Here is a 25,510-nt window from a genome sequence, read left to right as displayed (position 1 = left end):
TCACATCTTTTAATAAAAGACTGGAATTTTCCATGTCGGGTTCATCTTCCCAAGCCAGCCCAGCGCCTACAGCAACACCGGCTGCGCAGCCGCAAAAAATACAGCCACTTTATGTTCTGGCGTGGTTTTTGTGCGCACTGTTCTATTTTTATCAGTATGCCATCCGCTCTGCCCCCGGCATTATGCAGGATGAGCTGACACAGGCCTGGGGCAACAGCCATCTGGGTCTGATGATTGCCTCTTACTACATTGTCTATGCGCTGGCGGCACTGGCCGTAGGGGTGCTGCTTGATCGCTACGGTGCCCATGCCACCATGCCGGTTGGGATCAGCATTACCAGCATTGGCTGCCTTATCTTTGCACAGGGCAGCATGGGCGCAGGGCTTGTGGGCTATGTTATTCAGGGGCTTGGGGCAATCTGTGCCTTTGTTGGCTCCTCCTATGTGGCGGCCCGCTACCTGCCAGCCCGCACACTTGCCCTGTTTGTGGGGCTGACACAGTGCCTTGGTATGGCTGGGGCAGCCTTTGGCTCCAAACCCACACGGTTGCTGATTGACCCCAACGGCTCTTTCCATATTCCGTGGCAGACGGTCTGGCTGGGCTTTGGCATTCTGGGCGTTTGCCTTGCCGTAGCCACATGGTTTGTTATGCCGCGGGATTCAGGGGACAGCGCAGACCATCACGGTCACTTCTCCTTTGCCAACCTTGTGCAGCCTTTCCGTATTATCTTCAGCAACCCGCAAAGCTGGTACGCTGGCATTATTGGGGGCCTGCTGTTTGTGCCCACCACCATTGGCGCACTGGGCTGGGGTGCCTCCATGCTCAATAAGGGCGAACATGTGAGCATGGCATTTGCGGCCTCCGATGTTTCCATGGTGCCCATTGGCTGGGTCATTGGCTGCCCGCTGCTGGGTTGGATTTCCGACAAGATTGGCCTGCGCAAACCCGTACTGATTGGCGGCGCTGTTGTGCTGCTGGCGGCCTCTCTCTGCGCGCTGTATCTGCCGGTTGGCGTTATGCCGCGCTACTCTGTTGCTCTGGTCATGGGTATTGCCTCCGGTGCCGCCATGATCCCCTTCTCCACCATGAAGGAAGTTAACCCACCGCAGGTTAAGGGCACCGCTGCCGGTGTCATGAACTTTCTGGTGTTTGGGACAACCGGTGTGCTTTCCCCGCTTGTCTCCGCCCTGATGGCGGGTGGCGATACAGACAGCATGGCGCTGTTCCACCGGGCCTTCATGCCGCTGGTTGTAGGTATTGTTGTTGCCATTCTGCTCTCCTTCCGCCTGCGTGAGACAGGCTGGAAAGTGCAGAAACACGGCTAAGCCACACAGTTTTTAAAACTTTTTGCCAAAAGGGCTGCCTGAGCATTGTTCTGGCAGCCCTTTTTAGTGGTGCGCTGTTACGGAATAAACTGCTCGGCCCGCAACCGCTCAAACACATCCAAGAATGAAACCGTGCTGTCCTGATATGCCGTAAATCCGGCAAGGCGGCTTTTGGTCATATCCGTTACACATTCAATGGGTCGCCCCAAATCCGCATCCGTGTGCCAGGCGGAGGCAAGGCGGTTCAGGTCAGGTTCACGCAGGACATGTCTGGCCGCAATATCCGCCCATACCCCGATATCCTGCGCCAGTTTGGGTTCCAGAGGCTCCGCTTGATCCGGATAGGGAGCGGCCTCCAGCCCGAACCACGCCGCCAACCGCGGCCATAACCACTTCCAGCGCACAACGTCACCATTCACCACATTAAACGCCTGATTTTCCCCGGAAGCTGAGGTTGCAGCCCATACCAGTTGCGCAGCAAGCTGCCGGGCATCCGTCAGGTCTGTCAGGCCATGCCATTGCACCGCAGAACCCGGAAACACAAAGGGGCGGCCAGTCTCCCGGCACAGGGTAGCGTAAACAGCCAGTGTGCTGGCTATGTTCATCACATTGCCAATGGCATACCCCACAACAGTATGGGGGCGGTGTACACTCCATGTGAAGGCGTGTTTCTGCGCGGCTTCATACAAAACATCCTCCTGCGCGTAATAGAAATTTTCTACACTCAGCCGCGGCATATCTTCCCGGAAAGGCGTTTCAGGCACCACCCCTTTTGCATAGGCTTCAAAAGGGCCAAGGTAATGTTTAAGGCCGGTCACAAGGGCTGCGTGCTGGAGCGCTCCGGGGTTGGGCAAAGCCTCGAACACATTGCGGAGCATGGCAGCATTTGCCACGCAGTTTTCGTGCTCCGTGGCGCACCGCGTCCATGTGCAGAAAAAAACATGCGTGGGTGTAAGGCTCCGCAAGGCCTGTGCCAGCCCGGAGGCATCCAGCGCGTCTGCCTGTACGGGTATAATTCCACTTCCCTCTGGCATGGTCCGGCGGGACAGGCCGTAAACCGTCCAGCCTTCTGCCACTAATCTGCGGGCCAGATTTTGCCCGACAATACCGGTTGCACCAACAACAAGTGCGCGCTGCGCCATGGTGTTTCTCCTGCTTGAAAAAAGTAACAGTAGATACGTGGCAACTTGTTTATACACGTACAAGACGGCACCTTTTTGTGCCCTGACTACCAAAAGGTTACCGTAAAATGGCCCCTCTGCTTCCGCTGGACTACCGGACAGCACCGTTTGATGAACAATGCGCCCCCCGCCGCCTGTTGCGCCTTTTCAGTGGTAAATGGACAACAATGGTCCTGCACAGCCTGCATCTGGAAGGCGGTGCATCCCGCCCCGGCCATCTGCTGCGCTGCCTGCCGGGTCTGTCTAAAAAAATGATGACCCAGACCCTTCGGGAGCTTGAGGAAGCCGGGCTGGTCAGCCGCACCGTGCAGCAGGTCATGCCGCCGGTTGTGGAATACAGCCTGACACCCCTTGGCCGCCGTTTTATTGAACCGCTGGAAATGCTGTACCACTGGGGTATAGACAATGCGGATGCTCTGGATGCCGTCTGTCAGGCACAGGCTGCTCCCTCCACCTAGCCCGCACGCCAACTTGCCCAAAAAAGGGGGTTACATGCCCGCCAGCCACCCTGCTCCTACCATCAGCACGCTGCACCTCTACCCGGTAAAAGCCCTGCGCGGTCTTAACCAGAGCAGCCTGACCCTCCACCCATGGGGGCCAGAAGGAGACCGGCGCTGGATGGTGGTGGAGCCCGATGGCACTTTTCTCACGCAACGCACCTTGCCCGCCATGGCACGCCTGACCGCTACCCCCACCCGCAACGGGCTGGAGCTGAGCACGGCAGGAGCCAGCCCGTGCAGCGTGCCCTTCCCTGCCCCTGATACGCCAAGTCAGCCTGTGCGCGTATGGAAAGATACCGTCCCCGCACAGGACGCCGGAGCGGAAGCCGCATATTGGCTGAGCCAGCACCTTGGCCGCCCCTGTAGGCTCGTCTTTATGCCCACCCCCGCCGAGAACCGGGTAAGGCTGATTGATGCGCAGCCTACGCCGGTTTCCTTTGCTGACGGGTACCCGCTTCTGGTGGCAACGGAAGCGTCGCTCTCCGACCTGAACAAGAAACTGGCAGACCCGGTACCCATGGCGCGGTTCCGGCCTAATATTGTGGTGGCAGGCACTCAAGCATGGGCAGAAGATAGCTGGAAAATAATACGCGCAGGCACTGCTGTTTTACGAATAAGTGCCCCATGCTCCCGCTGCACGGTCACCACAACGGATCAGGAGACCGGCGTCATCCCTAACCGTAAGGAACCCCTGGCCACTCTGGCGCAGTTTCATCGCACACCAAAAGGCATCATGTTCGCGCAGAATGCCGTGGTGGTACAGGCTGGTACCCTCAAGGTTGGAGATAGCGTTGATATTCTGGAAACAGGAGCCTCCAACCTTCTGCCTGCATAAGAAATTTTCCATAATCAGGCTCAAGAAGCCACACGGTCCTCTTGCGGCTTATGTAAAGCTTACTTGACAAAAATTGCTGCGTTTTTGTATGTGTAAAGCACACTTTACATAGGACTCGGATAATGACCTCCAAACGCTACCTTGCTGAGCTTTTTCTTTGTCTGGTGGTTTATTGTGTGCTGCTGTCCTTGTTCATTTTCCTCTTTACACAGCACAAACTACACGGGCTATGGCAACCTGCGGCAGCCCTGCTGCCCATGATACCGGGCTGTGCTTTCTGCTGGGTTGTGATACGGGAGTTCCGGCGTATAGATGAACTCCAACGCAAAATTCAGTTTGATGCGCTGGTATTTTCTTTTACAGGCACAGCCCTGCTCACATTCTCCTACGGTTTTCTGGAGGTTGTGGGCTTTCCGTCTCTCTCACTGTTTGTGGTGTGGCCGGTTATGGCGCTTTTGTGGAACATTGGGATAGTTTGGGCAAAACGGCACTATCAATGATTAATCAGGTTCGCACACTCCGCCTTGCCAGAGGACTTTCTCAGGACTCTTTGGGGAAATTTCTGGGAGTTTCCCGCCAGACCGTCAACGCGATTGAAATGGGCCGCTACGACCCCAGCTTGCCGCTGGCCTTCAAGATTGCACGTTTTTTTGCCATGCCTATCGAAGACGTTTTTGATGATTCAGAAAGCGAAGCCTAATCCATCACCTCAAAATAGCTTATTCAATCAGGTATTTTAGGCAGAAAGACGTTCCTTTGGCTCACAGGCCAGCGCCAGAATGGCGTCCAGATCAGCAAACTGTTCCAGATGGTCCGCTAGAGTATCCAGCGCCTGTTCAACCAAGGCATCATGATGGTCAGGGAGTTGCACAGCCTGCCCGGCCTGATACCAGAACCCGCCGGGGGCAAATGCCCGCCCGCCCACACGCTCCAGCAACGCCATGCGTGCAGCACGGCTCCCAAACACACCATGCAGATACGTGCCGTAAATATGGCCATCTGCGGCCACTGCGCCTTCAGGCTGGCCATCCAATTCCAGCAAGGGGTGTGCACAGTCTGGGCCGGCGGTGCGGCCAATATGCATTTCATAGCCTGACACGCAGGCCTGTGTACCGGCCACAATCCCTGTTTTTTCAACAAGATATTTATCAGGGCTCAACACCGTCTCTACTGCCAGCAGGCCAAGCCCCGCCACGGTAGCAGGCGGGCCTTCAATGCCATGCGGGTCAGCCAGACTTTGGCCCAGCATCTGGTATCCACCACAAATGCCCAGAATATGGCCACCCTGCGCCCGATGCGCTGCCAGTGCATCCGCCCAGCCCCGTTCTTGCAAAACCGATAAATCAGACAAGGTGTTTTTTGATCCGGGTAGAATAATCAGGTCACACTCTGGCAAAGGCTCACCGCATTGCACGGCTATCAGCTCCACCCCTGGTTCTGTTCTGAGCGGGTCAAAGTCATCAAAATTGGCAATAAGCGGCAAAAGCGGCACTACCACGCGTAGTCTGGCCGGAACCGCCACAGGAGCATTGCCTGCCAAGGGGGCTACAGGTTGCGTCGTTTTTCTACCGGACCTTACGAGCTCCAGCAGGTCTGCTGCATCTTCTGCTGGCAGGTGCCTGATGGCAGCCAAATGCGGCACCAACCCCAACGGAGCCCACCCTGTACTCTGTGCAACAAATGCCATCCCGTCTTCAAATAACGAGATATCACCGCGCATTCTGTTAACGATAAAGCCTTTTATGGTTGCTGCATCTTCAGGTGCCAGCACAACCTGTGTGCCGACCAAACTGGCAATAACGCCCCCCCGGTCAATATCCCCCACCAGCACAACAGGAGCCTGCACGGCCTGAGCAAACCCCATATTGGCAATATCACGCGGGCGTAAATTTACTTCGGACGCCGAGCCAGCCCCCTCCACCAAGACCAGATCCGCCTGTGCCGCCAGCCGGTAAAAACTGTCCAGCACGGCTGGCATAAGCAGGGTTTTACGGTCCTGATAACTGCGGGCGGCTACGGTCTCCTGCTTGCGGCCCTGCACAACAAGCTGCGCACCTGTCTCCCCCTGCGGCTTGAGCAGAACGGGGTTCATATCCACATGGGGCGGCACCCCGCAGGCGCGGGCCTGCAACGCCTGCGCACGGCCTATCTCCCCGCCGCTGGCTGTTACTGCTGCATTGTTGGACATGTTTTGCGGCTTGAACGGCAAAACCTTCAGCCCCCGGCGCGTAAAAGCCCGCGCCAGCCCCGCCACCAGAGTAGATTTGCCAACGCTTGACCCGGTACCCTGAAGCATGAGCACCCGTGCGCTCAAAACTCCACGCCCTGCTGCGCTTTCACGCCGTTTTTAAAATGATGTTTGACCAACGCCATTTCCGTCACCAGATCGGCCTGCTCAATCAGTTCCGGTTTGGCGTTACGGCCTGTCACAACCACATGCTGACCAGCGGGGCGGGCCTGAATATCAGCCAGAACCTCAGCCAGAGGCAGATAGTCATAGCGCAGGGCTATGTTCAGTTCATCCAGCACCACAAGGGCTATATCCGGCTGGCTGAGCGCCTGTTTTGCCACAGCCCATGCCTTTTGGCAGGCGGCAACATCCCGCGCGCGGTCCTGCGTTTCCCACGTAAATCCTTCACCCAGAGCATGCCATTCAATCAGGTCATCAAAGCGCTCCAGCGCCCTGCGTTCCCCCGTGTCCCACAGACCTTTTATAAACTGCACGACCACAACCCTGCGGCCATAGCCTAAAGTACGCAGCACCATGCCAAGAGCCGCGGTGGACTTGCCTTTGCCCGGCCCCGTATTGACCAGCAGCAGCCCTTTTTCCACTGTTTTGGAAGCCACTTCCTGATCCTGCACCGCTTTGCGCTTCTGCATTTTCTCGCGGTGGCGGTCTTCAGTGTCGGTTAGTGCGGGGGGTGGCGTGTGTTCTGTCATGGGTCTTTCTGTCATCGGGGTAGGCGGGCGAGGCTTAACTCAGCGCCATAGCCTTGCGGTGGGTATAGGCATGGTCCAGCCCTGCCGGGTGGGGCACCATATAAAGCCGTGCTGCCCCCTGTGGCATTGAAGGAGCCAGAAGTTCCGGTGTGTCACCCGCAGCCAGCGCACTCAGCAACCGCAGCGGACCACCGTGGGACACCACGCAGGCAGGCACCCCCGCGGCCTTAACATCCTGCCAAAAGGCTCTTGTACGTTGTGTCAGAGCCAGCCCACTTTCCCCTTCAGGAGGAGCGAAGCTGGCCGGGTCTCTGGCCCATTCATCCAGTTGGTCCCGGCTGATGTCTGACCAGTTGCGGCCTTCCCATGCGCCAAAATCCATTTCAGCCAACCGGGAATCTATCCGCAGTTCCATGCCGGTGACACGGGCCAGCCGTTCCGCCATTTCCCGGCAGCGGGTTGCAGGAGAGCTATAGAGCACTTGGCAGACTGCCCCTTGCGCCAGCACGGCCAGCCCAGCGGCCACGCCTTCCCAACCCGGTTTCAGCGCAACGTCCTGCCGCCCGTAGCAAACCCCTTCCGGCAGAAGAACTGGTGCATGACGCACCAACAAAACGGGGAAAGACTGCGCCATATTTCTCTCCTAGGCCATCACGCCACTCTCTAACACATACGGTAGCAAACCGTTCCGGCGTACTGTGCCTCCACGCACCTTACGGTGCATGAGCCTGTGATAATACCCACTTTTTTGCCACCCACCGGGCAGCCCCGCCCCGCGCCGATCAAACCTTTACACACAATCATGTGAGGTCTGGCACCCGCGCCAGCACATGAAAAAACGACCCTGTAACCAGCCCCCGTTGCCCGCCGCACAGACCAAGGTCCGTACCATCGCCTGCAGTTAAAGCCGCAAGAGGCTGGTCTGCACCCGGCTCCAGCACGGACGCATAATGGAACTCATGCCCCCGCAACCGTGACCTGGCAGGGCCAAGCAGGCAGTCCATCTGTAACGTGGCCTCGCGGTAGCCCAGATTCAACTTGCGGCGGGCAAAAGAGGTCGCATGGCCAAGCAACCCTGCCATCTGGTGCCGTTGCCCCTGAGCATCTTCCAGCCCCTGCCCCAGCACCATGTAGCCCCCGCACTCCCCATGGACCGGGCGCGTAGTGGCAAAATGCTGCAAGGCGGTTTTAAAATGCTCTGCCTGCGCCAGTTGGCCTGCATGCAGCTCCGGGTAGCCGCCCGGCAGCCAGCAGGCGGTGCAAGATGGGTCCGGCCCCTGATCGGCCAAAGGAGAAAACGGCACCACCTCAGCACCCGCCTGCCGCCAGAACAACGCCAGATGGCCATATAGAAAGGAAAACGCATCATCTTCCGCCACAGCAATCCGCTGGCCGGGGGGCGGCAGCATGGCCGCCTGTGCTCCTGCGCCGTGCAGCAGGTGTGACAGGTCTGGTAACGGGCGGGCCGTGGCCAATATGGCATCAAGGTCCAGTTCCTGCTCTGCCTTGTCTGCCAATTTTTCCAGCCAGTCCGTCAGGCCACCGTGCTCACGGGCCTGTACAAGGCCCAAATGGCGTTCGGGCAAAGGCTGGCCCGGCTGCCGCAGCAATGTTCCCAGCACAGGCAAGCCGGCGGCGTGCACGGCCCCGCTGGTCAACCGCGCATGGCGGGGCGATGCCACACGGTTCAGCACAACACCGGCCACCGGCACATCCGCCTGCCATGTTGCAAACCCCTTGGCAATTGGCCCGACTGACTGCCCCTGACCGGACACATCCAGCACCAGCACAACCGGAATCCCAAACCGGGCCGCAATGTCCGCCGGTGCGCCGCGTGCCCCTTCTGGTGCAACAAGGCCATCAAACAGCCCCATGGCGGATTCCACCACCACAAGGTCAACATCCTGCTGTGCTGCCTGCAATACGGTTGCCAAAAGGGGGGGCGGCATACACCAGCTATCCAGATTAAGCCCCGGCCTGCCCGTAATGGCGGCGTGAAACGCGGGGTCTATATAATCCGGCCCCGTTTTGGCCGCCCCCACGCGCACCCCACGCCGTTTGAGAGCCGCCAGCAGAGCAAGGGTCACGGTTGTTTTGCCACCACCAGAGCGGGGGGCAGCCACCATAAGGGCGCGGGCCGTCATTGCGGGAGGGGCCTTTCTGTGTGTGCTGTGGGTATGCCGGGGCTTTCTTCCAGCACTTGCCCCACGCTGTTGCCGCGTGGGTGCCACAGGCCACGCCGCCATGCCTCGGCAAAGCGGGCGCGCATGGCTTCCCGCGCGGCCGGATTGGCCTGCTGCAAAAACTGGTTGCAGGCTACGTTGCCCAATGTGGCGGCAAACACAAGGTCAAACTGCTGGTCAAACCGGTCTGGCAAGGTAGCCGCAAAGCCGGACAGGGCATCCAGCCCACGGGCCAGCTCTGCCGCACCGGCGTATCCGTGCCGCTGCATTCCTTCTATCCAGCGAGGGTTAGCCAGCCTGCCACGCACAATGCGGGCCACTTCCTGCGCGGTGCTCCGCAGGCGGGGCGTATCCGGTCGGGCTGTATCGCCGTGCCAGATGGCGGGGTCCGCCCCAAGGGCAGCAGCGGCAGCGGCTAACCCGCCCTCATGCGCAGCATTTTCCGGGCTTTCCAGCATATCTGTTTCCGCATGGTCCTGCACATGCAACACAGCCTCTGTGCGGCTAAGCAACGTGGCCAATGCCGTTGCATCCTGCTGGCCATCCCGCCCACCCCCGTAGGTCCATGCTGACCCTTCCAGCCATGCGGCCCCCAAATCCTGCCGGTCCTGCCATGCCCCAAGGTGCAGACGGTCTTCCAACCCGGTACCGTAAGTGCCGCTTGCCGCGCCAAAAATGCGGGCGGTAGCACGTTGCCGTGCCTCCCCTGCCAGCCCGCGTACCGTGGCAGCAAGGGGATTCCACTCAACAGGTTCATCCTGCTCCGCCACAGCCGTCACCACTTGGTCAAACAAAGCTATCTGGTCGGGAAATGCATCCCGGAACAGGCCAGAGATACGCAACGTCACATCCACCCGTGGCCGGTCCAGCACAGGCAGAGGAATGACCTCAAAGCCCGTCACATGCCCTGTGCCTGTGGCACGGGTAACCTCCACCCCCATAAGGCGTAGGGCCAGTGCCATATCCTCCCCACCCGTACGCAGGCTGGCTGACCCCCACAAATCCATCACAAGGCGGGTCAGCGGTTCGCCGTGTTCCTGTTTATGGCGTGTGAGCAACAGGTTTTCCATTTTTGCTGCCAGTTGCATGGCAGAGGGTGTGGGGAGTGCCCGTGGGTCTATGGTAAACAGGTTGCGCCCGGTTGGCAGCACATCCACCCGGCCCCGCGTGGGTGCGCCCGCAGGCCCTGCGGCCACAAATCGCCCTGCCAGAGCATCCCGCAGGCCCATAACTTCCGCCTGTGCGCAGTCTACCACCTTCTGGGCAATATTCTGACGTGTCGGGCCTGAAGTGGGCGTGGCGCAGGCTTGTTCAATGGCCTCAACAAGCGCCTCGGCTTTAGGAGCGCTCTTGCCAAAAATATGCAGCCCATCACGAATTTGCAGATCTTTCACATCGCACAAATACGCATCCAGCCGTGCCAGAGCCTCATCGTCACTTTCATCACCGGGGCGAACGCCACTTTCCGCCAAAACACCGGTACGGGCCGCACGGGTTAGAATGTCCTGACGCAACAACGCACCCCGCCGAGGGTCCAGACCATCCGCCTCCGCATATTCGTCAATCAACCGTTCCAGAGCCTGCATATCCGGGGAGAGGCCAGCCTGCATGACAGGTGGCGTCATGTGCCCCAGTGTTACGGCACCAAGGCGGCGCTTGGCCGTTGCGGCCTCACCGGGGTTATTGACAATAAACGGGTAAATAACCGGCAAAGCTCCTGTTAAAACCGCAGGCGCACAAGCTTTGGTGAGCGCTACAACCTTACCCGGCAACCACTCCAGCGTGCCATGCGTGCCCACATGCACCATAGCGTCCAGCTTCTGCACATGCTGCAACCAAAGGTAAAATGCCACATAGGCATGGCATGGGGGGCTGTCCGGGTTATGATACAGGGTTTTGCGGTCAGCCGCCTGCCCACGGTCAGGCTGCACCGCCACCGTAAGCTGGCCCTGTATATACACCCGCAGACAAAACTGCCCGTTTTGCACGGATGGATCCTCTTCCGGCGTACCCCATGCCGCGGTGACAGACGCCATGAACGCTGGCTCTAACCCGGCAGTAAGAGCGTGATACCGGGCAAGCGATAGCACGGGGTGCGGCAGCTCTCGTGTAAGGACCTGCCCAAGCTGGGCCTGCTGCCATTCTGGCCCCGCATCATATCCCTCCGTACGCAAAATCTGCTGTATGGACACAAGACTTGCAAATGTATCCAGCCCTACGGCGTGCGCCACATGCCCGCTATCCTGCTGAAGACCGGCCCCTGGATAATCTGACACCACAAGGCCTACACGCCGCTGCTCTGCTGGCAGGCAGCGCAGACGCAGCCACCCCATGATGCGGGCTGTGGTCTGCGCTATGCCCTCCGCAAAAGGAATGCGGGCGGCGGGCTGGCCGGGCATGACCTCCTGCCGGAACGACAGGGGGAAGGTGGCAATGCTGCCATCCAGTTCCGGCAGAACGGTTTGCATGGCCAGGTCTGACCGGGAAAGCCCGCGTGCGCTCTCCTGCCACAAGGCCTGCGTGCTGCCCGGTTGTAACAGTTGAAACACCGGCACACCCGCCTGCATAAGTGGCGAATACCCAGCCTGATTTCTGGATGAAAATACCGTGCCATTCAGCACACAATCCGGCTGGATACGCGCCATAAGACCGGCCACACCCTGCGCGACCTCCGGGCCTTTGAGTGAGGGCACAAACACCATATCCACCGTGCAGCCTTGCGCGGCCAGAGCCTCGGCCAGCGCGTCCAGCGCAGTCTGGTCACTCACCAGCAGGTGGGCACGGTAGAACAATAAAATAGCCCGTGCTGTCATACCATTTGGCAAGTGGGGGTCTTGATTAATACTCCTCCCCTCCCGCGCCACCACGGTCCGATACAAGCCCCATGCAGGCAGCGGTTCTGGGTGCTGGCCGTCATCCTCCGCAAGGCCTGCCATGGCCTCCATCAAGCGCAGGGCGCACGCCATGTTGCGCGGGCCACCTTGCCGGAAAAACCCGATAAGACGCGTGCGGGCCGCCGGGTCCACCGTGGAAAGTTCTGCCAACCGGGTATCATCGCCGCCCTGTGCGATGGCGCTTGCCTGCGTTGTCGCGCACTCACCCGGTAGCAGAGCCAGAGGCACAGCGTTACTGCGGCACCAGCCTGCCAGTTCTTCCACCCCGTAGCGCCACGCCTCCAGTCCGCCCAACAGCCGCACCACTACGCAGCGGGCTTTTTCAAGCGTGCTGTCAATATACAGGTCAATGGACATAGGGTGACGCAGCCGGGACAGGTGTGTCAGTTGCAGGCTGGCCTGCCTGCCCTGCGCCGGGTCTGTCTGCGCCGCAGCATGGGCTGCGCGCAGACTTAAAAGGTCACTTTCGCTAAAAGAGAGTACCACCACATCCGCAGAAGGTTGGCCGAGATCTTCCGCCTGCTCCTGCTCATCCAGTGACCGGTTTTCACGAACCAGCAGATGCATGGCAAACCACTCCCTTCAGCCCGTAGTGGTCAGGCTGCCCCGTGTGACAGGGCGGCGCGAATACCGGCTTCATTCAGCCCTTTCTGCCCGATCACCACAATGCGGCCTGACCGATCAGCACCAGCAGGCAAAGGCTGGTCAAATTCGTGCCGGAAGCGGGTACCAACCCCCTGCACCGCCAAGCGCATGGGCTTGCCTTGCACTGAAGCAAACCCCTTCATACGCAGCACATCAAACGTGGAGGCAACGTCCTGCAACTGTGTCAGGAAAGCCTCTACGCTGGCCTGTTCCGGCACGGGCACCACAAAGCTTTCAAAGTCATCATGTTCGTGCTCGCCGTCTTCCGCATCGTGGTGGGACGGACGCGCATCCAGATCGGCCTCGGCGGCGGCACCAAGACCAAGCAGCACGGCCGGGTCAACCTTGCCCTCCGTTGCGCGGATAATCTTGATGGGACGGGGTGAGAGGCGGCGCACTTCAGCTTCCACCTGTGCCAGTTCTTCCGCGCTCAGCAGGTCTGTCTTGTTCAGTACAATCAGGTCTGCGGCGTTCAACTGGTCTTCAAACACTTCTGCCAGTGGATTGTCATGGTCCAGCGAGGGGTCTGCCGCACGCTGCTGGGCTACGGCATCCGGGTCATCCGCAAAGCGGCCTGTGGCTATGGCCGGGGCGTCCACCACGGTAATAACGCCATCTACCGTCATACGGTTACGCACGGTGGGCCAGCCAAAGGCTTTGAGCAACGGTTTGGGTAATGCCAGACCGGAGGTTTCAATCACCACATGTTCCGGTGGGTCTGCACGGTCCAGCAGGGCTTCCATAGTGGGCAGGAAGTCATCCGCCACGGTGCAGCACAGGCAACCGTTGGTCAGTTCAACAATATCATCATCGCGGCAGCCTTCTATGCCGCAGCCACGCAGGATTTCACCATCAATCCCAAGCGACCCGAATTCATTAACAACAACCGCAATACGGTGGCCCTGCGCCTTATGCAGGATATGGCGCAGGAGCGTGGTTTTACCCGCGCCAAGAAAACCGGTGATGATGGTAACCGGCACACGGGAGAGAGAGGCAGCACTCATGGTTTTCAGTCCTGTTCTTGGTAAAGCGATGCAGGTACGCGCCCCAGCACCATATCAGAAAGTGAGGCCGGGCGGCGGGACGGCATGACCGTGCCTTTTTTGCTGGCGGCATAAAGCCGCGCATACGCCAGAAGATCTTCCGCTTTTTCAGCGCCCAGATGGCCCAGCAGCCACGTCCAACGGCCCGCCATGGCAATGGCCGCAGTACAGCCGCGGTCACAGGCGGCAAGGCATTCTACAGGCTTTAGCGTCACAGGAAGCACAGCGCCCTCTTCCGTCTCCGCTTCTGCGGCCAGTACGGCCAGCAGGCGGTCATAAAGCTGGGCACCGGGCGGGCGCTCCATGGCCGGACCACCCCGGCGACAGGTCATGCAGACATGCAGAACAGGGTGATCATACCCGGCCTGACTGGAAGAAGGGGAAGAAAGCTCTGACATTCCGCATCCTGTTACGGCGCAGCCCCGCAAAGCGCTGGCCCGTGGCTGAGGTGCGGACAGATTTGGCCCGCCCCCGCCTGTGGCAGGGTACAGGACTATGCAGCACAGTGCCGCATAGTGTTACGCACCGGGCACCCCGCCAGAGCCAACACCATAAAACCAAATGACCGACGCACTGTATAAAAACAACAGTACGCGGGCCTGATGGCAGGTCTCCTGGCTTGTGGCTGGCAGCCTGTGCCGTGCAGCACAGAAATACCCTACAGCGCCCCCTTCCCAGCATTATGGCCCCGGTGGGTGTGACGGGCTGTTAAAAAGCACCGTTCACAGGACTGTGGCAAAGCACACTTACAGTTGCGGGGGCAGCGACGGACTAATGGCTTGCACCACGCACCGATCTTCCCTTTTCATTCCTTGCGGAACACCATCAGGCGGGACAATGGCGGCAAATCTGCTGCGTTTCAAGACCCGGAGGGTGCAAACAAGCCCTGCCCTCCGTTCAGTACCCCTGCGCGGGATCATACAGGCGGTCTACCGGCTCGCCCCGCTCCAGTGCTGCAAGCGTGGCCACCACATAGCGCGCCCGCGCCGGGCGTGACGCTTCCGATGCCACATGCGGTGTCAGCAATACCCCCGACATTGCCCAGAGCGGTGAGTCTGCTGGCAGAGGTTCCGTTTCAAATACATCCAGCACGGCGCCATGCAGAGTGCCGTCCTGCAATGCCCTTGCAAGGTCCGCCTGCACCACAACCGCACCGCGCCCGACATTAATAAACCCCGCTGGTTTACGAATGTGCGACAGGAGAGAATAGGTCACCATGCCTTTTGTTTCCGGCGTTTCCGGCAGCAGGCACACCACAATGTCCGAGTGCTGCAAAAAAGGGAGCAGCCCGTCCGGCCCGGCGTAACACACTATGCCTTCTTGCTGTTTGTCGTGCCGCGCCCAACCACACACCTTAAAGCCTGCGGCCAGCAGTGTTTGTGCCACATGGGTACCAAGATGCCCCAGCCCCATAATCCCAACACAACTGTTGGTGGACAGGCGCGTGGGAGGCATGTCTTTTCTGGCCCAGGATGCGCGAGCCTGTGCAACGTGCCAACGTGGGGCCTCCCGCAACAGCGAAAATACCGCCCAGCGCACATAGTCGGCCATCTGGGTTTCTGTTTCGTCTCCGCCCATGCGCACTATGGGTATGCCTTTGGGCAAAAGCGGGTCTGCCAGAATATGATCCACTCCGGCGGCAACGCTCAGAATGGCTTTCAGCTTGCCCATCTGCGCAAGTCGTCCCGCTTCCGGCTGCCAGACAAAAGCATAGTCAACCCGCGCAGGATCAAACGAGGGTGCGTACCAGTCCTGCACCTCTAGGCCCGGCATAAGCTCCGTAAACAGGGCTTTCCATTCCGGGAAGGTTACAGGGCTTCCTGCTTTGACCGCAAGGCAAACCATCAGAAGTCCTCTCACACTGTCAGGTTAGCGTAACACACTGTGTGAAATTTACCTCTTCACCAAAATATCAGCCACTTACGTGGGATCTCATGCATATTTTTCTTGAAATAAAAATTTAACATAGCTTATCTTGTTTCGGAAACGATTCTAATTTTCCGCGCGACTCAGCACAGTGTGTCTTTTCTAACACAGTGCATTATCGCAATGATAGTGGGATGCAAAAAACGTTTTATACGTCTGATTTTGCATAGTAGTTAAAAATTACGATAAGTGCTTCGTAAATTTTTTATCCGCTATTTTGCAAGGTGGAATATGACTCGTTTGCAACAGGGATTTTTTATACCCCAGTTAAAACCCCGCACACGGCCATCCAGCCTTAAGCTGGCTGTTCCCATGGCGGTTTCTACGCTCCTGTTCTCCCCCCTCCTCCGCGCTGAAACTGTGCAAAAGGACGCAGCATCCGTTACGCAGCCGGAAAAAGATAAAAAGTCCAAAAAACAGAAAAATGCTGTTTCCGTAAACAAGCAGGATACGCTGAAAAAGAGCTCATCCCTTGTTGATAGCTCTGAAAACATCACTGTCACGGGCACCCGCCTCTCCCAGACACGGCTTAGTAACGTGATGGCAGGGACCACTGTGGACGCGCAGCAGATCCGGGCGCGTGGCTATACAGACCTTGGTCTGGCCCTGATGCGTGAAAACACGTCCTTCACGGTTGGGGATCAGTCCCCCATCGGGGCTCAGGGGCTTGGGGCTGGGCAGTCCTTCGTGTCTCTGCTGGGCCTTGGGTCCCAGCGTACCCTGACCCTGATTGACGGGATGCGTATGGTCGGGGGCGCCTCTGCCTCTGTTTACGGCGCAGGCTCCGGTTCTCAGGTGGACGTGGCGGCTATTCCCACCTCACTCGTCAAAGGTATGGATACCCGGTTGGGTGGCGCTGGCGCAGCTTATGGTGCAGACGCCGTGGCCGGTGTAGTCAACTACCGGCTGGATGACCACTTCACTGGTGTAGACATGACGGCACAGGGCGGCTGGACCCAGAGCCTGATTGCCCCGTCTGAAAAAATTACCTTCAAATACGGCCGCACGTTCGACCACGACAAAGGTGGCGTTGTATTTGACCTTGAATACCGTAACGCGGGCGGCGTTATGTATAACGACCTGCCAAACTCACTGGGTTCAAACGCGACTTCCTACCAGCGTGCTCCTCTGGGCGTCAGCACCCCCTATACAAACATGCTGGCACCAGCCGCCAGAAATCTGTGGGCCTCTGTCACCGGCATTCCTGGACTGACAGGCACATCCCTTCCAATCTATAAAGGCGTCAATGACGGCATTGCCAACGCAGCCGGTCAACCTTTGATGTTTAGCCAGGACGGGAAATCCCTTGTTCCTGTCACCTACAATTACATCACCAAGACAGGCTATAGTGCATCTGGCGGCAATGGTCTGGCGACGCGTGACTATAACCAGCTCTATGCGCCATCCAGCCAGCTTAATCTGACCACCTTGGGCCACTATGACTTCAACGATCATCTGCACGCGACCTGGCAGGGCTGGTACGCACGGAGCCGTGCCAGCAATGACGTTGGACAGGGCACCTGGACCACGCCATATTTTGGTGACGGGCCGCTCGACATGAGCAGCTACCTGAACACCGATGGCTCCTACGGTCCGGGATATCATAATGCAAATGGCGCTTTTACACTGAGCACCGACAATCCGTATCTCACGGATGCTGAGCGGACTACCATCAAAAATGCCCTTGCTGCTAGCGGTCAGCCAACAGATAAATTCTATCTCTCCCGCCTGAATCAGGACCTGGATGGGGGAATGTATCGAACGGACATGCAAATGTTCCGTTTCCAAGGCGGCCTGTCAGGCGACTTCAACGCCGTTGGGCGGCACTTCAACTGGTCTTTGCGTGGTCAGTACAGCAAATATATGAGTGATACATGGCAACCCATGATCAACACGCAAAACCTGATTAATGCGCTGAACAGCACCCGGGATGCGAGTGGTAACATCGTTTGCGCCTCTGGTTATGTGAACTCACCCGCCGCAACCCGCAGTGAAACGTGTGAGCCGTTTAACCCGTTCGGTACAAACCAGAGCACACCCGGCGCACGAGACTACATTATCTCTGACGCACACTATAAAAACACCAATGCCCAGCGTGACTTTCAGGCGGAAATCAATAGTACAGTCATGAGACTGCCTGCTGGTGATATCCGGTGGGACCTGGGTTATGAGCATCGCCGTGAAGGCTACAACTTCAACCCCGGCAGCTTCTTTGCTGGCCAGTTGCTGGACGATGGCAGCCGCAGGCAGTACGGCAACGTAACCGTAATGCCTCACACGTCCGGCTCTTACTATACCCATGAAGCCTTTGGCGAACTGGACGTACCGCTGATTTCTCCGGCCATGAATGTACCTGGTGCTTACAGCCTAACGGCAACTGCAAACGGTCGTTACATTAACAACAGCATTACAGGCAGCTACTGGACCTATATGTTCGGTGGAGCTTGGTGGCCAACGCAGGACTTCGGCCTGTCTGGTAACTATGCACAGTCCGTCCGTAACCCGTCTGTTACGGAACTGTTCTCTCCACAGAGCACATCCTATGAATATGGCGATGACCCGTGCGATGCAGCCTTTGTTAATTCCGGCCCCAACCCCACAACCCGCGCTCTGAACTGCGCAAAAGCAAAAGTTCCAAGCGGCTTTGTTTCCAACTTTGTCAATGGCACGGTTAAAGGCACAACGGGTGGCAACCGTAGCCTGCAAAACGAGACCTCTCACAGCTACACAGGTTCTCTGGAGTTCCGTCCACGCTTCATCAAAGGCTTTGACTTGAAAGGGTCTTTTGTTGACGTCAAAGTTAACAATGAGATCACATCCCTCACTGCGGAAAACCTGATTCAAGCGTGCTACGACTCTTCAACCTACCCCTCTAACGCGTATTGCAACACCTTCACCCGTGATCCGTCCACACATCAGATCACCGACTTTACGGACGGGTATTTCAATATTGCAAACCAGCACATGCAGGTTCTGCAAGGTGTGCTGGACTACTATCTGCCGCTGCGCCGCGTTGGCCTATCCGACAATGCCGGAAGCCTGGAACTGCGTGGCAACTACACGCATTATCTGAAAAACACGCAGACTTATCTGGGTAACAGCTACTTCCAGACAGGCGGCACCAATAGCCCAAACAACCTGTTCACCCTCAACCTGAACTACACACGTGGTCCTCTGTTTGTGCAGTGGCAGACAATCTTCTACGGCAAATCAAAATATGCCCTGCAGGTTGCCGACACAGCTTACGAGCATAACAACCGCCCAAGCTTTGCTTACTTCAACACAACCTTTGGCTATCAGATTACCAAAAACATTGATGCCAACTTCATGATCAACAACATCACCAACGCCATGCCCAAATATCCGGGTGCGGTCGGTGTCACACGTTACTATGAAGCGCTGATTGGCCGCTCTTTCCAGATGAACATCGGCGCACATTTCTAATGCCGGTCATCAGGCCATAAAGTCTAAGCTCAACAGAATGCAGGGGTGTCCACACACCCCTGCATTTTTTGTAGCGTGGGCATCGTCTGGCTCTCTGCTATTTCGTTCAGGTAACTTTTGGCCTATAGTCCCGGCACGCTGTAAGAGTTTGTTTTTGCCGTCACATTTTCTGTCACCACTTTTAACCGGAGACATTATGACTGTTTTTAAACGCCCTGCGCGGGCTTCGCGCAAACTGGCTCTCCTGCTTTCTGCAGGGCTTGGCCTGAGCGCTGTTACCACCGCCGCACACGCAGCAGATGCCCCGGCAGCAACCGCCCCTGCCGCCCTGCCAAAGGCAGATTTTGGCACATGGGGTTTTGACCTTGCCGGACGTGACACCGCCGCCATCCCGGGTGATAACTTTTTCAAATATGCAAACGGCACGTATCTGGACAAGCTGACCATCCCGTCAGACATGACCAGCTATGGCCCGTTCAATGCGCTGGCTGAACTGTCCCGTGAGCGGGTGCAGACCATACTGAACGAACTGTCAGAACACCCGGTCAAACACCCTGAAACCATTGAAGAAAAGCTGGGCACCTACTACGCCTCCTTCATGGATGAAAAATCCATTGAGAAAAAAGGCACCAAGCCACTCAAGGGTGATCTGAAGACCATTCTGGAAACCAAGGACGCAACAGCTTTTGCTGCGCTGTCCGGTGCGGCGTTCTCCTCCTTCGCCACGTCTCCCTTTTCTCTGGGCATCAACCCGGATTCAAAAGACCCCACCAAATACGCCATCAATATCGATCAGGATGGCCTTGGCCTGCCTGACCGCGATTATTACCTGAAGCCGGAATTTGCTGAGAAGAAAGCCGCCTATCAGGCTTACATCACCAAAGCGCTGACACTGGTAAAATGGCCGGAACCTGCGCAGGCAGCCGCTGCCATTGTGGCGTTTGAAACCCAGCTTGCCACAGCACACTGGGCCCGTGCGGACCTGCGTGACCCGCAGAAAACCTACAACCCCATGACGGTTGCAGACCTTACAAAAGCTGCACCGGGTTTTGACTGGCTGACATGGCTGACCGCAGCCGGCCTGCCGAAAGACGGCCTTGAAAACCGTACGGTTATTGTGGGTGAACCCTCTGCCATTACCGCAGAAGCCGCCATTCTGGCCAAGGCTGACATCAGCCTGTTGCAGGCGTGGCAGGTGTTCCACACCGTCAGCAGTGCCTCAACCTACCTGCCGGACGCTTTTGTGCAGGCCCGCTTTGAATTCTCCAAAGCGCTGAGCGGCCAGCCTGCCCTGCCCGCACGCTGGAAGCGTGGGGTTCAGGCCACAAGCTCCGCCATGGGTATGGCGCTGGGCAAAGTGTATGTTGAACGCTACTTCCCGGCAGAAAACCGCACCGCCATGCAGAAGCTGACGGGCGACCTGAAGAATGCCTTCCGCATTCGCCTGCAACACAACACCTGGATGAGCAAGCCCACCCGTGAAGCCGCCCTGCGCAAGCTGGAAAACTTTGAGGTTCAGGTTGGCTACCCCAACAAATGGCGCGACTATTCCGGTCTGGCCGTGACAAAGGGTGACGTGTACGGCAACGCCAAGAACGGCATTGCCTTTGAATGGGCCTACTGGCTTGCTCACATTGACAAGCCAGTTGATCGTGATGAATGGGGCATGACCCCGCAGACCGTAAACGCTTACAACAACCCTGTGTTTGTGCAGGTTGTGTTCCCGGCTGCCATTCTTCAGCCGCCCTTCTTCAATGCCAAGGCTGACCCTGCCATCAACTACGGCGCCATCGGCGGTGTGATCGGTCATGAAATGACCCACTCCTTCGACGATGAAGGCCGCCAGTATGATGAACATGGCCGCCTGCGCGACTGGTGGACCAAGGCAGACGCCGCACGCTTCCAGAAGCAGGCTGACCGCCTTGGCGCACAGTATGATGCGTTTGAAGTGCTGCCGGGTGTGCACGTCAACGGCAAGCTGACCATGGGTGAGAACATTGCTGACCTTGGCGGCCTGACGCTGGCGCTGGATGCGTACCACGCTTCCCTCAACGGCCAGCCTGCTCCGGTCATTGATGGTCTGACGGGTGACCAGCGCGTGTTCCTTGGCTGGGCACAGGTCTGGCGTGAAAAACTGCGTGATGACACCGTCAAGCAGTTGGTCGTGACAGATCCGCACTCCCCGCCGCAGGCCCGTGTGAACATTCCCATGCACAACATTGATGCATGGTACAAAGCATGGGGCGTAAAGCCGGGTGAATCCCTCTACCTGAAGCCGCAGGACCGCGCTAAAATCTGGTAAATCACCAGTTTTTCAGGGCTCAGCCAGCAGAGACTTAAGGGCTAACCCCTTTACTCTGCTGGCACGGCACCGGGCGGACACGCCCCTTTCATGGCTCGCTCACGCGGGCCATGCTTGTTTCTGGCGACCTGCTTCGCTACCAAAAAGAAACACCCCACCCGGCAAACTGGCACCCGCTCCGCACGTTGGCTGTGCTGCACCCCCTTTGTCCGGCCTTCAAATCTGGAGATAAACACGCCCCCCATGCCTGATGTGCCCCCCAAGCCTGTATTGCCCCGCTCCCGCACGTCCAGCCCGCTGCCTACAGAAACAGCCTTCGCCCCCACAGCGCGGCGGCGGCATGTGGTGCAGGGGCTGGGTACCGGTGTTGCGGCACTGGCCATAGGGGCCGGGCGTGCACAGGCGGGCCAAACCGCATCCTCGCCCGCAGACGCATCGGCCCAGCCAGTAGCGGCCCAGAACACGCTCTTTTTCTCCGCGGCAGAAAAAGCGTTTCTGGCGGCTGCGTGTGAGCGCCTGTTTCCTGAAGATGCTTCTGGCCCCGGTGCCACCATGCTGGGTGTGCCGCATTACATAGAGCAACAGATGGCTACCCCGTGGGCACGCGGTGAGACATGGTACATGCAAGGCCCACACGTAAACGGCCCGGCCAATCTGGGCTATCAACTGCCTTACACCCCGCAGCAGCTTTATCGGCTTGGCATTGCGGGCACGCAGGCGTGGGTACAAACGCAGCATCAAACCCTTTTTGAAAACCTGCCCCCCGCAACGCAGGATGCCGTACTGAGTGCGCTGGAACACAACATCACACAGTTTGATGGCCTGCCCTCCGGCCAATTTTTTGAACAACTGCGCGCCGATACCATAGAAGGTGCCTTTGCTGACCCACGGCATGGCGGCAACCGCCACCTTGCAGGCTGGACCATGATGGGCTTTCCCGGCGCACGCGGCGACTATATGGACTGGGTGGACCGTTACGATACGCCCTATCCCTATGGTCCGGTCTCCATAAACGGGGAGACACCCTGAGCATGACAGACAAAACCCTTCCCCCTGTGGATGCGGTTGTGGTCGGCGCTGGCTGGGCTGGCTGCATTATGGCCAAGGAACTGTGTGAAGCCGGGTTATCCGTCGTTATGCTGGAGCGCGGTGGCCGCCGCTCCACAGCAACAGACGGCGCTTACCCTGCCTCGCTGGATGAGCTGGAAGGCGCTGTGCGCTACAAGCTGTTCCAGAACCTTGCCCACACCACCGTAACAGTCCGCAACCGGACAGACCAGCAGGCCCTACCCTACCGCCGTCTGGCCGCCTTTTTGCCGGGTGAAGGCGTAGGCGGCGCTGGCCTGCACTGGACCGGCGTGCATTTCCGCGCCATGCCGCAGGACCTGCGCTTACGCAGCCACATTACGGAGCGTTATGGCCGCAAGTTTATTCCCGAAGGCATGGCGCTTCAGGATTACGGCGTGACCTATGAAGAACTGGAACCGTTTTTTGACCGCGCGGAAAAGGTGTTTGGCACCTCCGGCGAGGCCTATAGCGTTGGCGGCAAAATAGTGGGTAAGGGCAATCCCTTTGCTCCTGACCGCTCAGATGACTTTCCGCTCCCGCCCCTGCGGGATGTGTACACGGCGCACCTGTTCCGCAAAGCCGCGGCGGAGGCCGGGTATAACCCCTACGCCATGCCTGCCGCCAATGCGTCCCACCCCTATACAAACCCGTATGGGGCACAGATGGGGCCGTGCAATTTCTGCGGTTATTGCTCAGACTATGCCTGCTATATGTATGCCAAGGCCTCGCCCAACGTGAATATTCTGCCCGCTCTGCGCCGGCACGAGAATTTTACGCTGCGCACCAACGCGCATGTTTTGAAAGTGTTGCTGGATTCCACAGGCAAAAAAGCCACCGGCGTGGTCTATCAGGATGCCGAGGGCAACCAGATCACCCAACCGGCGGGGCTGGTTATTCTGGCGGCCTTTCAATTCCATAACGTGCATCTCATGCTGCTGTCGGGCATTGGCAAACCCTATGACCCCCACAGCAATACCGGCACGGTAGGGCGTAACTTCACCTACCAGAACATTACCAACAGCACGGTGCTCATGCCCGCCACCCGCACTACGGACCAGTTTATTGGCTCCGCTGGGGGTGTAGCGGTGGATGACTTCAACTGCGATAACTTTGACCACGGGCCGCATGGGTTTATTGGCGGCTCACCGCTCTGGGTTAATCAGGCTGGGGTTAAACCCATTGCCGGGGCCAAGGGGGCCATGACCAATGGAGCACGCTGGGGCAGTGACTGGAAAAGGCAGGCGCTGGACAGCTACCGCCACAGCTTTACCATCAACGCCCAAGGCTCCAACATGGCCTACCGCGATGTGTATCTGGACCTCGACCCCACATGGAAAGACGCCTACGGCCAGCCCCTGCTACGCATGACGTTTGACTGGAAAGACAACGATATCCGCATGAACCGCTATGTGGTGAGCAAGCTGGACAAAGTGGTCAAGGCGCTTGGCGCGCGGGATGTGCATTACGGTATGCGTGACCCCGCCAAACCGTTTGATGTGCGGGACTACCAGACCACCCATCTATGCGGCGGAGCCATTATGGGGGAAGACCCCAAAACATCCGCCCTAAACCGCTACCTGCAAAGCTGGGATGTGCCCAATGTGTTTGTGGTGGGGGCCAACGCCTTCCCGCAAGGCATGGGGTATAACCCGACAGGGCTTGTGGCAGCGCTTGCCTACTGGTCCGCCCACCATATTCGCACGCAATGGTTGAAGGGCGCGGGCGGCCCGCTGGTAACACCATGATGGCCCTGCACTCTTTGCCCCCACGTACCCGCCGCAGCCTCAAGCGTCTTCTGGCAGGGGTAGCATGCAGCCTGACCCTCTGCTCCGTGGCACATACGGCCTTGGCCGCAGACCCTGTGCCAGCGCCGGACGCTGCCTTGGTGGAAAAAGGCCGTTACGTTGCCGCCGCAGCCGATTGTGCGGCCTGTCATACGGCAGAAAGTGGCAAGCCCTATGCGGGCAATTATGCCTTCACGCTGCCCATTGGCACGCTCTATGCGTCCAACATCACGCCGGATAAAACCCACGGTATCGGCCGCTGGACGGAAGCGGAGTTTGTCCGCGCCATCCGTGAGGGCATACGACCAGATGGTGCAAGCCTGTACCCCGCCATGCCGTACCCCTCCTACGCCCGCATGACGGATGAAGACCTGCACGCCCTTTACCTGTACTTCATGCACGGGGTGCAACCCGTGGCACAGGCCGTAAAACCCAACGCTATTCCATGGCCGCTTTCCGTGCGGTTTCCGCTTACTCTCTGGCGGTGGATGTTTGCCCCCACACCGCAGGATGCCCGCACCGCTACGCTGCACCGGCCCTATCCCACAGCCGAACAGGCACGCGGTGCTTACCTTGTGGAAGGCCCCGGTCATTGCGGCGCGTGTCATACAGAGCGTGGGCTTGCCATGCAGGAAAAAGCCCTGACCGCGCAGGATGGCGCGGCCTATCTGGCCGGGGGCAAACCCGTTGACGGCTGGACCCCGCCCCCCTTGCGCGGTGAGGCCCTGACAGGCCTGCAAAGCTGGAGCAAGGCAGATATTGCGGCCTTCCTGCAAACAGGGCGCAACATGCATGGCAGTGCCTTTGGCTCCATGGAACCTGCGGTGCACCACGGCACACAATCCCTGACCGAGGCGGACCTGCTGGCCATGGCAGCTTACCTGAAAACTCTGCCTGCGCGTGTTGAGCAAACCCCGTACAAGGCAGACCCCGCCGCTACAAAAGCGTTGCGGAGTGGGGGCTCGTTAACCGCCGGGCAGCTTTTATACCTGAACAACTGTGCCGCCTGCCACGGCAGCAATGGCAAGGGCTTTCCAACCGTCTTCCCGCCTCTGGCCGGGAACCCTACCGTGCTAACGGCACAACCGGATTCGGTCATTCACATCATCCTTGCCGGAGGCACGCTGCGCGGGACGCAGGGAGCACCGTCTGCCTTTACCATGCCCGGTTTTGCCAGCCGCCTGACAAATGTCGAAATTGCTACAGTCGCAACCTTTATCCGTCAGGCATGGGGCAACACCGCACCCGCCGTTACGGACATGGAGGTCAATAACCTGCGCAAAACCCTGCCTCACCCTACCGCGCAAAGCCTTACCCCGCCGCCTGCCCCCTAAGAGCCTGTGCCGCCCCGGCGGCACAGCTTTGGCAGACTAAAAAAACATTTCTTGTTCTTTCCCTGTTGCAAGACGCAAGTTCAGGCTAGAAAGCGCAAGCCAGCAA

General features: G+C 58.5%; 19 protein-coding genes and 1 riboswitch. Of the genes, 10 read left to right on the top strand and 9 right to left on the bottom strand.

Annotated features, from left to right (window positions below; translation table 11 throughout):
• Positions 1 to 32 precede the first annotated feature (32 nt).
• Positions 33 to 1,325: an MFS transporter gene (locus tag Abci_RS01545; protein ID WP_048837395.1), complete on the top strand. Its 1,293-nt coding sequence runs from the start codon at positions 33 to 35 to the stop codon at positions 1,323 to 1,325.
• A gap of 77 nt (positions 1,326 to 1,402) precedes the next feature.
• Here the strand turns inward: Abci_RS01545 and Abci_RS01540 are convergent, their stop codons facing one another.
• A complete protein-coding gene (locus Abci_RS01540; RefSeq protein ID WP_048837394.1) occupies positions 1,403 to 2,467 on the bottom strand; it encodes an SDR family oxidoreductase in 1,065 nt (354 codons plus the stop codon).
• 107 nt (positions 2,468 to 2,574) lie between these two features.
• Here Abci_RS01540 and Abci_RS01535 point away from each other — a divergent pair, with 107 nt between their 5' ends.
• From Abci_RS01535 to Abci_RS01520, 4 genes are all read left to right on the top strand, one after another.
• Positions 2,575 to 2,964, top strand: coding sequence for a winged helix-turn-helix transcriptional regulator (locus Abci_RS01535; RefSeq protein ID WP_048837393.1), 390 nt, complete (start codon positions 2,575 to 2,577; stop codon positions 2,962 to 2,964).
• Between the two features lie 34 nt (positions 2,965 to 2,998).
• Complete coding sequence (locus tag Abci_RS01530; protein WP_048837392.1) at positions 2,999 to 3,841, top strand: MOSC domain-containing protein; 843 nt, start codon at positions 2,999 to 3,001, stop codon at positions 3,839 to 3,841.
• A gap of 122 nt (positions 3,842 to 3,963) precedes the next feature.
• Entirely contained in the window at positions 3,964 to 4,341 is a 378-nt protein-coding gene (locus tag Abci_RS01525; RefSeq protein WP_048837391.1) for a hypothetical protein, read from the top strand.
• The gene (locus Abci_RS01520; RefSeq protein ID WP_048837390.1) at positions 4,338 to 4,541 is read left to right on the top strand and encodes a helix-turn-helix transcriptional regulator; all 204 of its coding nucleotides are present in this window, start codon (positions 4,338 to 4,340) and stop codon (positions 4,539 to 4,541) included. Before Abci_RS01525 ends, Abci_RS01520 begins: the two co-directional genes overlap by 4 nt.
• A gap of 36 nt (positions 4,542 to 4,577) precedes the next feature.
• Here the strand turns inward: Abci_RS01520 and Abci_RS01515 are convergent, their stop codons facing one another.
• The 8 genes from Abci_RS01515 to Abci_RS01480 form a co-directional block, all read right to left on the bottom strand.
• Positions 4,578 to 6,137 carry a cobyric acid synthase gene (locus Abci_RS01515; protein WP_048837389.1) on the bottom strand — a complete coding sequence of 520 codons (1,560 nt, stop codon included), beginning with the start codon at positions 6,135 to 6,137 and terminating at the stop codon, positions 4,578 to 4,580.
• Between the two features lie 14 nt (positions 6,138 to 6,151).
• Positions 6,152 to 6,781, bottom strand: coding sequence for a cob(I)yrinic acid a,c-diamide adenosyltransferase (gene cobO / locus Abci_RS01510; RefSeq protein ID WP_048837388.1), 630 nt, complete (start codon positions 6,779 to 6,781; stop codon positions 6,152 to 6,154).
• Positions 6,782 to 6,815: 34 nt separating this feature from the next.
• Positions 6,816 to 7,415, bottom strand: coding sequence for a histidine phosphatase family protein (locus tag Abci_RS01505; protein ID WP_048837387.1), 600 nt, complete (start codon positions 7,413 to 7,415; stop codon positions 6,816 to 6,818).
• A 166-nt stretch (positions 7,416 to 7,581) separates the two neighbouring features.
• Entirely contained in the window at positions 7,582 to 8,925 is a 1,344-nt protein-coding gene (locus tag Abci_RS01500) for a cobyrinate a,c-diamide synthase (RefSeq protein ID WP_084597472.1), read from the bottom strand.
• The gene (gene cobN, locus Abci_RS01495) at positions 8,922 to 12,425 is read right to left on the bottom strand and encodes a cobaltochelatase subunit CobN (RefSeq protein ID WP_048837386.1); all 3,504 of its coding nucleotides are present in this window, start codon (positions 12,423 to 12,425) and stop codon (positions 8,922 to 8,924) included. Before cobN ends, Abci_RS01500 begins: the two co-directional genes overlap by 4 nt.
• A 29-nt stretch (positions 12,426 to 12,454) precedes the next feature.
• On the bottom strand, positions 12,455 to 13,507 hold the full coding sequence (gene cobW / locus Abci_RS01490) for a cobalamin biosynthesis protein CobW (protein WP_048837385.1): 1,053 nt from the start codon (positions 13,505 to 13,507) through the stop codon (positions 12,455 to 12,457).
• A 5-nt stretch (positions 13,508 to 13,512) separates the two neighbouring features.
• Positions 13,513 to 13,944, bottom strand: a complete 432-nt coding sequence (locus Abci_RS01485; RefSeq protein ID WP_048837384.1) for a DUF1636 domain-containing protein — start codon at positions 13,942 to 13,944, stop codon at positions 13,513 to 13,515.
• Between the two features lie 189 nt (positions 13,945 to 14,133).
• Positions 14,134 to 14,388: riboswitch (cobalamin riboswitch) on the bottom strand.
• A 55-nt stretch (positions 14,389 to 14,443) separates the two neighbouring features.
• A complete protein-coding gene (locus Abci_RS01480) occupies positions 14,444 to 15,391 on the bottom strand; it encodes a 2-hydroxyacid dehydrogenase (RefSeq protein ID WP_048837383.1) in 948 nt (315 codons plus the stop codon).
• Positions 15,392 to 15,703: 312 nt separating this feature from the next.
• Between Abci_RS01480 and Abci_RS01475 the strand changes: the two genes are divergently transcribed.
• From Abci_RS01475 to Abci_RS01455, 5 genes are all read left to right on the top strand, one after another.
• Positions 15,704 to 18,916, top strand: a complete 3,213-nt coding sequence (locus tag Abci_RS01475; protein WP_219810296.1) for a TonB-dependent receptor domain-containing protein — start codon at positions 15,704 to 15,706, stop codon at positions 18,914 to 18,916.
• Positions 18,917 to 19,112: 196 nt separating this feature from the next.
• Positions 19,113 to 21,218: a M13 family metallopeptidase gene (locus Abci_RS01470; protein ID WP_048837382.1), complete on the top strand. Its 2,106-nt coding sequence runs from the start codon at positions 19,113 to 19,115 to the stop codon at positions 21,216 to 21,218.
• A 90-nt stretch (positions 21,219 to 21,308) separates the two neighbouring features.
• On the top strand, positions 21,309 to 22,247 hold the full coding sequence (locus Abci_RS01465) for a gluconate 2-dehydrogenase subunit 3 family protein (protein WP_244877554.1): 939 nt from the start codon (positions 21,309 to 21,311) through the stop codon (positions 22,245 to 22,247).
• A 2-nt stretch (positions 22,248 to 22,249) separates the two neighbouring features.
• The gene (locus Abci_RS01460) at positions 22,250 to 24,031 is read left to right on the top strand and encodes a GMC family oxidoreductase (RefSeq protein ID WP_048837381.1); all 1,782 of its coding nucleotides are present in this window, start codon (positions 22,250 to 22,252) and stop codon (positions 24,029 to 24,031) included.
• Entirely contained in the window at positions 24,031 to 25,404 is a 1,374-nt protein-coding gene (locus tag Abci_RS01455) for a c-type cytochrome (RefSeq protein ID WP_052944747.1), read from the top strand. Before Abci_RS01460 ends, Abci_RS01455 begins: the two co-directional genes overlap by 1 nt.
• Positions 25,405 to 25,510: the final 106 nt, after the last annotated feature.

It is taken from the genome of Acetobacter cibinongensis (assembly GCF_000963925.1).
In the GTDB taxonomy this organism is placed as follows: Bacteria; Pseudomonadota; Alphaproteobacteria; order Acetobacterales; family Acetobacteraceae; genus Acetobacter; species Acetobacter cibinongensis.
The sequence above is the reverse complement of the archived record's forward strand: the minus strand, read 5'-3'. Positions and strand labels throughout refer to the sequence as shown.